Below are 9,575 nucleotides of genomic sequence, written 5' to 3'. Positions count from 1 at the left end.
TCATCCCCATCACCATCGCCGCGCTCGAGCAGCTGAGCATCGAATCGCTCACCGTTCCGGCCGTGGCCGTGCTGACCATGGTGCTGGCGGCCATTCCCCGCGTCATCGTCGCCGCCATCCTGCTGGCCATCGGCTGGTTCATCGGCCGCTGGGTCGCGCAGCTGATCGAACGTGTCCTGCCCGCCACCGGGTTCGACCGGTCGATCCAGAGCCTGGCCAATCTGTCGTCGGCCCGCTCCACCACCGAGCCGCCGCCCTCGACCCAGCCCTATGCCGGTGACGTCACCCCGGCGACCGCCGCGGCCATGGGCGGCGCGGGCGTTCCGGCCCGGACGACCCCATCCAGGGTTGTCGGCTGGCTGGTGATGGCGGCCATCGTCGCCTTCTTCGTGGTCGAGGCCGCGCATGTCCTTCAGTTCGCCACCATCGCCGAGATGGTCGAGACCGTGCTGGGCCTGGCGGTTCAGGTGATCGTCGGGGGCGTGATCATCGCCGCCGGGGTGATCATCGGCGACCTCCTGGCCAACGCCATCGATCGGGGAACGGGCGGCGCCGACCGCTTCGCCTCGATCATCGTGCGCTGGGCGACCATCGCCCTGGCCACGGCTATGGGCCTCAGCTTCATGGGCATCGCCGACGAGATCGTGCTGATCGCCTTCGCCCTGATTCTGGGCGCGGCGGCGGTGGCCACGGCCCTGGCCTTCGGCCTGGGCGGTCGCGACGCCGCCGGTCGCGTGGCCCAGACCTGGGCGGACAAGGTGACGCGCAAGTCAGGCGGCTCCAGCCCCCGCCCGCCGATGGACAAGGTCTGATTTCAGACTCTTAGAAGAAAGAAGGCAATCCAGGAGCGGCCCGTCGGGCCGCTCCTTTTCTGTGACCGAAGTCAGACTTTGGAACACTCCCGATCAGGTGCGCTTGCCGTGGTCAGGAGGCGCCCATGAAACACGAAAATAGTCCGGAAAAGGTTCTGGTGACCGGTGGGGCCGGCTTCATCGGATCCCATGCCTGCAAGGCCCTGGCCGGCGCGGGCTATCGGCCCGTGGTGTTCGACGACCTGTCCAACGGCCAAATGGGGGCCGCTGGTGGTTGGCGACGTCCGCGACACCGCCGCCGTGGAGGCGTGCCTGCTGCTTCATGAAATCGGGGCCGTGGTCCACTTCGCGGGCCTGATCATCACCCGCTACGGCATGACGCCGTCCAAGGTCGCCTGGCTGGCGCATCAGGCGTGGAAGGACGCCTCGCGCGGCGACTGGCCGGCCGGCACGCCCGAGGACGAGAAGGTCGCGTATGACCTCGGCACGATAAAGACCTGGCTGCGGAAATTCCTGGTCCGTTTCTTCCAGGCCAGCCAGTTCAAGCGCTCGGCCGTACCGAACGGGCCCAAGGTGGTGACCGGCGGCTCGCTGTCGCCGCGCGGCGACTGGCGCGCGCCGTCAGACGCCACGGCGCGAGTGTGGCTGGACGAACTCGAGGCCAACGTCCCGGATTGACCCGCCCGAGCGGACAGTCGGCGGCGCGACCGATCACGGGCGGGCGCTCAATACCCTCGGTGAGGGGGCATTCGCCCCTGCGGTCGCCCGGCCTGGGCGGATGTGAGCGGCCGGGCCCGCCCCGGACCCGGCCACCCCCTCAATGGGGCTTGAGGACCACCTTCGTCCATTCGTTGGGATTGTCGTGGAAGTTCTTGTAGCCTTCCGCGGCCCGCTCGAGCGGCAGGATGTGGCTGATCAGGTCGGTGGTGTCGAGGCGGCCCTCCAGGATGAGATCGAGCAGCTTTGGCAGGTACTTCTGCACATGGGTCTGGCCGGTCTTGATCGTCAGGCCCTTCTGCATGAAGGCGCCGATAGGCAGCTTGTCGCCGATCCCTCCATAGACTCCGGGCACCGAGACCCGGCCGCCCTTGCGGCAGGCCATGATGGTCTCGCGCAGGACATGCTGGCGGTCGGTCCCGAGCTTCGTCTCCTGTTTGACCGCGTCGAGGATATTATCCGGAGAAAAGCCGTGGGCCTCCATGCCGACGGCGTCGATACAGGCGTCGGGGCCGATCCCGGCCGTCATCTCGGTCAGCGCCTCGCGCACCTTGACCTCATGGTAGTTGAGGACTTCGGCGCCGTTCGCCTTGGCCAGTTCAAGCCGGCGCGGCAGATGATCGATGGCGATCACCCGGCCCGCGCCCTGAAGCAGACAGCTCTTGATGGCGAACAGCCCGACGGGTCCGCATCCCCACACCGCCACCGTGTCTCCCGGCTCGATCTCGGCGTTCTCGGCCGCCATCCAGCCCGTTGGAAAAATGTCGGTGAGGAAGAGCACCTTCTCGTCCTCGATCCCGTCCGGGATGACGAGCGGGCCGACGTCGGAATAGGGAATGCGGGCGTATTCGGCCTGGCCGCCGGCATAGCCCCCGGTCAGATGGGAATAGCCGAACAGTCCGGCGGCCGGATAGCCGTAGGCGACCTCCGACAGATCGGACTTGTCGGCGGGATTGGAGTTGTCGCAGGCCGAGTACTGCTGCTTGCCGCAGAAGAAGCAGGAGCCGCAGGCGATGACGAAGGGCACCACCACCCTTTGGCCCACCTTGAGGGTCGAGCGGGACCCGACCTCCTCGACCACCCCCATGAACTCGTGGCCCAGGATGTCGCCGTTCGACATGGACGGGATCATGCTGTCGTACAGATGCAGGTCCGAGCCGCAGATGGCGGTGGAGGTCACCTTGATGATGGCGTCACGGGGATTGACGATCTGGGGGTCGGGCACGGTGTCGACTTGGACATTGTGTTTGCCGTGCCAGGTGAGGGCGCGCATGGGCGAATCCTTGTCGTGATGTTCAGAGGTGACGGTCAGCGCGCGGGGCGGCGTCGGGCGCCTGGGAGGTGGGTATCTCGCCCGTTTCCATCAGCTGTTTGAAGCGCCGCAGGTCACGCCGGGCCTGGATGCGCGGTTCCCGCTGCATGACCTTGGCGGCCAGCTTCCCGATCACTCCGGCAGGCGGATCGTAGCTGATGAAGAGCCGGACCTCGGTGCCGCGGCCGAAGGCGTTGTCGCGGAACTCGATCCAGCCTTCATGGTCGACGTCGGACTCCTCGGTCGCCGTCCAGGCGATATATTCGCCGGGGCGATCCTCGGTGATCTCGCTGGTGAGCTCGACGTCGATCCCGGCGGGACCGGCGATCGTCCAGGTCGATCGGTCCTGGCTGAGCGCCTCCACCGACTTCACATTCTCCATGAAGGCCGGCAGGTTCGAGAGGTCCCGCCAGTAGGCGTAGAGCTCCTCACGCGGGCGATTTATCATCGCCGCGCGCACGCTCGCGGCCTCGTGCTCGCCCTCGACACGGTCCTGGTCGAGAAAGGCGGCGGAATGGACGTCGGCGTCGGTGGACGGCGGGGTCTGGGACATGGGGCCTCCGGTTCAGAGTCACCTGACAACCACCCCCGGCCCGACTCGTTCCCATCGGTCCGGTCTCCGATAGAAGCCCGGAACAGCCGGGCGGGGCGACGGTTGCCCATCCAACCGCGGGAGATGAGACATGGACGATCGCAACACCGGCCCCGGCCTCGCCGTGGTGACGGGCGCATCTTCGGGCATCGGCTACGAGCTGGCCCGGCTGATGGCCGAGGACGGATATGCGCTGGTCCTCGCCGCCGACCGACCGCTCGACGAGGCGCGCGAGGGCCTGGAGGCGTCGGGTGCGCAGGTGGAGACCCTCGAGGTCGACCTGGCGACCAAGGAGGGCGTCGACGCCCTCGTGGCGCGCATAGGCGACCGTCCGGTCGCCATCCTGGCCGCCAACGCCGGCCATGGACTCGGCCGGGGCTTCCTCGATCAGGATTTCGACGAGGTTCTGCACGTGATCAACACCAATGTGACGGGAACGGTGCGACTGGCCCAGCAGGTCGGCCGGCGCATGCGGGAGGCGGGCGAAGGCCGCATCCTGTTCACCGGGTCGATCGCGGGCTTCATGCCGGGCGCCTTTCAGGCCGTCTACAACGCCAGCAAGGCCTTCTTGGACAGCTTCTCCTTCGCCCTTAGAAATGAACTCAAGGACAGCGGCGTGGTCGTGACCTGCCTAATGCCGGGCGTGACCGATACGGAGTTCTTCGAGCGTGCGGGCCTGATGGACACACAGGTCGGGCAGGACGACAAGAAGATGCATCCCGCCAAAGTCGCCCGGATCGGTTACGAGGCGCTCAAGCGCTGCGACGGCGACGTCGTGGCGGGGCTGAAGAACAAGCTCCAGGCGGCCGCCGCCGCCGTGACCCCCCAGACCCTCCTGGCGGAGCGGCATCGCAAGATGGCCGAGCCGGGCTCGGGCGGCGAGGCACCCTAGGATCGTATGGCGGGGGCGGGTGGCGCTGGCGCGACGGGCCCGGGGCGGGCCCGGCCCGATCAGGGTCGAGGCTGCGACTCAGAAACCGGGATGGAAACCGGGGGGTCGGCGCGCCGTCACGGCGAGCAGGAGAGGCCCATGAAAGTCCGAGGCGGGAGGGCGCCCTTGAGCGCCGCCATGGCGCCCGGCTTGAATCCCGACGCGGACACTGAGGTTTTGCTCGGCCGCTTTGGGCTTCGGCGCGCGCGGCGGCGGTCCCCGTCCTTGCCTCGACGTCTTGGCCTCGACCTGCGCATCCTCAGCCGTTGCGGGGAGGAATGGGTTTCGGCGGCGCGTGTGCTTATGTCCGGCAGCTGACGTACGGGAACCGAGTCGGTCTATCGCGACTCTGCAGACGAAAAGGGGGGATGGCGACCATGGACGTCGATCAGTCCGATCACGGAATGTCGGCGCAGGCCGCCGTGGCCGGGGAGGCCGGTCGTCTGGCCCCGCGCGCCGGCGGCTCCGGAGGCTGGGTTCGGGCCGCCGCGGGCCTTGCGGCGGCCGGCGTCGTCCTGTCGGGCTCGCCGGTGCTGGCGGGCGAATCTGTCGTGCCGGACGACGCCGCCCTGGCCCGGCTCCCGGCGCCGCGCGACCTGACCGAGCTGTCGCTGGAGGAGCTGGCCATGGTCGAGGTCACCTCGGTCACACGCCGGCCCGAGGCGCTGAGCCATGCCGCGGCTGCCGTCTTCGTGATCACGGCGGAGGATATCCGGCGCTCCGGGGCCACCAGCCTGCCCGAGGTCCTGCGCTTGGCCCCCAATCTCCAGGTCCAGCGCGTCAACGCCGGCGACTACGCCATCAGCGCCCGGGGCTTCAACGGCTATGAGACGGCCAACAAGCTCCTGGTCCTGATCGACGGCCGCAGCGTCTACTCCCAGCTCCACTCCGGCGTGTTCTGGGACGAACGGCATCTGCCGCTCATGGATATCGCCCGGATCGAGGTGATCAGCGGTCCCGGCGGCGCCCTTTATGGCGCGAACGCGGTCAACGGCGTGATCAATATCATCACCCGTTCGGCGCAGGACACCCAGGGCCTGGTCGTGGACGCCGCGGCGGGGACGGAGGACGCCGTGCTGACGTTTCGCCACGGCGGTCGCCTGGGAGAGGCGGGCGGCTGGCGCGCCTATGTGAGCGGCTTCGACCGCGGCGAGAGTCTCCTCGCCGACGGGGCCGAAGCCGGGGACGGCCTCTCGGGACTGCGGGCGGGGATGCGCCTGGACTGGACCGGGGGCCCCGACAGCCTGAGCCTGCAGGCCGATGTCTTCGACCATGAGGCGGTCGGCCAGGTCGGAATCGCGGGCGGCAATGTCACGGGCGGGTGGAGCCGCGTCTTCGCCGATGGAGCGGCCTTGCAGCTCCAGGCCTATTACGACCGGGTGGAGCGCGCGAGCCCGGGGACGCGCGAGACCGCCGATACGGTCGATCTCTCTCTGCAGCACGCCCTGGACCTGGGCGCGCGCCATCGTCTGGTCGTCGGTGGAAACCTGCGCCAGATCGACACCGAGCTGATCGCCTCCACCGAGGCCTTCCTCGATCCCCCCCGCGAGACGGTGCGGCTCGGGTCCGTTTTCGCCCAGGACCAGATCAGTCTGGCGTCGAATGTGATTTTGACCCTGGGCGCCAAGTTCGAGGACAACAGCCTGTCGGGAGCGGTGCTCCTGCCCAGCGCGCGGCTCGCCTGGACGCCGCCCGGCGGCTCCCTGGTCTGGGGGGCGGTGTCGCGCGCCACCCGCTCGCCGAACCGCATCGAGCGGCGGCTGACCCAACCGGGCTTTCTTGAGCCCGGCGATTTCCGGGCCGAGGACCTGGTCGCCTATGAGATCGGCTACCGGACGCCCCCTCATCCGCGGGGAAGCCTGTCGGTCTCGGTCTTCTACAATCGCTACGACGACCTGCGGACGGTGACGATCGATCCCGAGACCGTGTTTCCCCTGCGGTTCGACAACGGCGGGCGGGGCGCCAGCTGGGGCCTGGAGGCGTGGGGCGTCTACGCCATCACCCCGTCGTGGCGCGTGAACGCCGGCCTCGCCACCCTCACCAAGGACTTCGAGGTCAAGCCCGGTGTGCTCGACATCACCGGTCTCGTCTCGGTCGGCGACGATCCGGATTATCAGCTTTTGCTGGGAACCCAGGCTGACCTCACCGATCGCCTGGAGCTCGATGTCCGGCTCAGGGCGGTGGACGGCCTGGCCGCCGTCCCATCCTATGTGGAGGCGGACGTGCGGCTGGGCTGGCGACTGACCGACGCCCTGGAGGTGGCGGTGACCGGCGCCAATCTGCTGGACCGTGACCATCGTGAGTCCGGAGACCCCGGCCGGGCCCGCAACATCGGGCGCAGCCTCACCGCTTCCCTGCGGGCGCGATTCTAGATGTCCGCCGGGCGCCGCCTCGGGTTTGTGTCGCCGAACGCGCCCCTGCTGGCGGCGTGGGTCGGCCTGTGGGTGGTCCTCGCGGCGGGGGCGGCGCACGCCCAGTCCCTCGAATATCCCGTCAAGGCCAACTATCTGGTCCGTTTCGCCGCCTTCGTGGACTGGCCCGGCTCTGCCTTCGCCTCGCCCGGCAGCCCGATCGTCATCTGCGTGGCCGGCCGCGACCCGTTCGGGCGGCGGCTGGACGAGGCGGTGGCCGGTCAGCTGATCTCCGGACGGCGGGTGCTGGCGCGACGGGTCAGCTCCGCGGAGGCCCGGTCCGGCTGCCACATCGTCTATCTCGGGGGGCTGGAGGCGGCCGCGCGCCGGGAGCTTCTGGCGGCCCTGGCGTCGCGACCGGTCCTGACCGTCACCGACGCCGCCGATCCCGCCGTGCGCGGCCTGATCGACTTCGCCATCGCCCGGGATCGCGTCCGGTTCCACATCGACAACGACGCCGCGCGCGACGCCGGCCTGGCGGTCAATTCGCGCCTGCTGTCCCTGGCCCTCACGGTCCGCGGAGGTCGGTCGTGACCGGCGCCGTGGAAGGACTGTCGACGGGGCGCACGCCGCGGCTGGTCACCGCCACCCTGGCGGCGCTTGTCCTGGGCGGGCTCGTTCTCGCGGTGATGAGCGAGCGTCACTATCGGGACCAGAAGGTGCGCGAGGCCCAGGTTCAGGCCGAGATCCTGGCGGCCTCGGTGGCCGCGCCCCTGGCCTTCGACGACGCCGACACCGCCCAGGCCTATGTCCGGGCCATGGCGAGGAACCCGGAGGTTCTGTCCGTCGGCGTCTATGACGAACGGGGCGAGCGGGTGGCCCATCTGTCGCGGGACGGCGCGTCGCCTCCCGCTCCCCGTCTTCAGGCCGGCGAAACGCCGTCGCGGGAAGGATCGGTCAGGGTCGCCTCGCCCGTGGTGGAGGCCGGGGCCCGGCTCGGCCAGGTCCGGCTGGAGATGGGGAGCGAGCCTGTCGCGCGCAGGCTGGCGCGCTACGGCGGCGTGGCCCTGCTCATCGGGATGGCGGCCCTGGCGATGATTGTCCTGGGGGCGGCCCAGGCCGCGCTGCGCCGGGCCAACGGCGAGCTCGGCCGGCAGGCGCAAGACCTGGCGGGGGCCAACGCCCGGCTGCACACGGAGATGGAGGAGCGGGCCCGGGCCGAGGAGGCCCTGCGACAAAGCCAGAAGATGGAGGCGCTGGGACAGCTGACCGGCGGCATAGCCCACGACTTCAACAATCTGCTTATGATCACCTCGGGAGGCCTGGATCTGCTCGACCGCACCTCGGACCCCAAGAAGCGCGACAGGCTGAAGGCCGGTATCCGCCAGGCGGTGGACCGGGGCGCCGGGCTCACGCGCCAGCTCCTCGCCTTCTCCCGGCGATCCGCGCTCAAGCCCGAGGTGGTCGATCTCGGGGCCCGGATCGAGGGCATGCGCCTGCTTCTCGAGCGGTCCCTGCGCGAGGATATCGAGGTCACGTTCGACGCCCCCGCCGACCTGTGGCCCGTTGAGGTGGACGCCGGCGAGCTCGAGGTCGCCCTGATCAATCTCGCCGTAAACGCCCGCGACGCCATGCCCGCCGGGGGCCGTCTGGTCGTCAGCGCCCGCAATGTTCCGGGGGAGCCCACCTCGTCCTTTCCGCTCGACCATGTCTGTCTGGCGGTGACGGATACCGGGGTCGGCATGTCTCCCGAGGTGGTGGAGCGGGTCTTCGAACCCTTCTTCACGACCAAGGGCGTCGGATCGGGCACGGGGCTGGGCCTAAGCCAGGTGTACGGCTTCGCGCGGTCGTCCGGCGGCCGCACGGATATCAACAGTCGTCCCGGTGAGGGGACACGCATCAGCCTGTGCCTGCCCAAGAGCGCCCGCTCCGCGGGCGAGGCGCCCGCCGACGCGGAGGCCGCCGCGCCCCTCCTGGACGAGGGCGGTCGCCTTCTCCTGGTCGAGGACGATGACGGCGTGGCGGCGGTGGTCATTCAGATGGTCCAGGATCTCGGCCTCAGCGCTCGCCGGGCGATGTCGGCCGAGGAGGCCATCGCCGTCCTCGCGGAAGATCAGGCCTTCCGCCTCGTCTTCTCGGACATGGTGATGCCGGGGACCCTGGACGGACGCCAGCTGGCCCAGCATGTGCGGGACCACTATCCGCATCTGCCGGTGCTGCTGACGACGGGCTTCAGCCAGGCCGCCGAGGCGGCCCGGTCGGAAGGGCTGAGCCTCCTGCCCAAACCCTACCGGCTCCCTGAGCTCCGGGCCGCCCTCGAACAGGCCCTGAGGCCCAAGAACTGAGCCGAGCGGTCGTTGGAGCCTGAGCCGAACCGGACAACCTGCGCCGCCCCCCCGCGGTCGCGTCCCTCCCGCCGCCGGCTCTCGGGCCGTCTTCGGGGGCGACCCCTATCGACCGTTGGGGCGGCCGCAAGCGTCGCGGGGCGCCACGGACGTGTCCCTAACGGGCGCGCCAAGGCGGACACCGAAGGCGGAACGAGCTGAAACCCGCCAGATTCGGCGGAGGTCGGGGAGCGGGGGATCGCCGAATCCACGCGTGACTTCGGCGATCCCCCGCCCACCTCATGCCCGACAGGCGAGGGATAAACACCCGGCGCCCCGAGGGGCTGCATGGGTCGGCTATCGGACTCAGGCGCACGCGCTGGTCGGACGGGATTGCTTGCTGAGGGGGCCCCTGCCCGGCGGCTGGATCTGCCGCGAGGACTTGTCCGGGTCAGGTGCGGGGGGCGCAACCGGGCGACGTCTCGAGCCTTGGACTGAATAGCGGCCCGTGACCAGAGCGGCGGGAGTTGCCGGAG

The 9,575-nt window shown here is 69.7% G+C and carries 8 protein-coding genes and 1 pseudogene; 7 read left to right on the top strand and 2 right to left on the bottom strand.

The window, feature by feature from the left end:
* The 3 genes and pseudogenes from EES48_RS07255 to nadE all read left to right on the top strand — a co-directional run.
* On the top strand, nt 1–812 hold an 812-nt coding region (locus EES48_RS07255; protein WP_162998070.1), incomplete at its 5' end, for a mechanosensitive ion channel.
* Nucleotides 813–937: 125 nt separating this feature from the next.
* Complete coding sequence (locus EES48_RS15305) at nt 938–1,138, top strand: NAD-dependent epimerase/dehydratase family protein (RefSeq protein WP_420807944.1); 201 nt, start codon at nt 938–940, stop codon at nt 1,136–1,138.
* Nucleotides 1,139–1,172: 34 nt separating this feature from the next.
* A pseudogene (gene nadE / locus EES48_RS07245) lies at nt 1,173–1,490 on the top strand (NAD(+) synthase); the annotation flags it as partial.
* Nucleotides 1,491–1,629: 139 nt separating this feature from the next.
* On the opposite strand, the gene EES48_RS07240 reads toward nadE, so the two are convergent.
* Entirely contained in the window at nt 1,630–2,802 is a 1,173-nt protein-coding gene (locus tag EES48_RS07240; RefSeq protein ID WP_122465675.1) for a zinc-dependent alcohol dehydrogenase, read from the bottom strand.
* A 22-nt stretch (nt 2,803–2,824) separates the two neighbouring features.
* A complete protein-coding gene (locus EES48_RS07235; protein ID WP_122465674.1) occupies nt 2,825–3,394 on the bottom strand; it encodes an SRPBCC family protein in 570 nt (189 codons plus the stop codon).
* A gap of 130 nt (nt 3,395–3,524) precedes the next feature.
* Here EES48_RS07235 and EES48_RS07230 point away from each other — a divergent pair, with 130 nt between their 5' ends.
* The 4 genes from EES48_RS07230 (at nt 3,525) to EES48_RS07210 (ending at nt 9,060) form a co-directional block, all read left to right on the top strand.
* Entirely contained in the window at nt 3,525–4,325 is an 801-nt protein-coding gene (locus tag EES48_RS07230) for an SDR family NAD(P)-dependent oxidoreductase (protein WP_122465673.1), read from the top strand.
* A gap of 407 nt (nt 4,326–4,732) precedes the next feature.
* Nucleotides 4,733–6,736, top strand: coding sequence for a TOL_0244 family TonB-dependent receptor (locus EES48_RS07220; protein WP_122465671.1), 2,004 nt, complete (start codon nt 4,733–4,735; stop codon nt 6,734–6,736).
* On the top strand, nt 6,737–7,309 hold the full coding sequence (locus EES48_RS07215) for a TOL_0243 family YfiR-like periplasmic protein (RefSeq protein WP_122465670.1): 573 nt from the start codon (nt 6,737–6,739) through the stop codon (nt 7,307–7,309). It abuts the gene before it with no gap.
* Entirely contained in the window at nt 7,306–9,060 is a 1,755-nt protein-coding gene (locus EES48_RS07210) for an ATP-binding protein (RefSeq protein ID WP_240623255.1), read from the top strand. Before EES48_RS07215 ends, EES48_RS07210 begins: the two co-directional genes overlap by 4 nt.
* The last annotated feature ends 515 nt before the right edge of the window (nt 9,061–9,575 follow it).

The sequence above is a fragment of the Brevundimonas lutea genome, from assembly GCF_003704105.1.
In the GTDB taxonomy this organism is placed as follows: domain Bacteria; phylum Pseudomonadota; class Alphaproteobacteria; order Caulobacterales; family Caulobacteraceae; genus Brevundimonas; species Brevundimonas lutea.
Note: the sequence above shows the minus strand (reverse complement) of the source record. Positions and strands in the feature narration are given on the sequence as shown.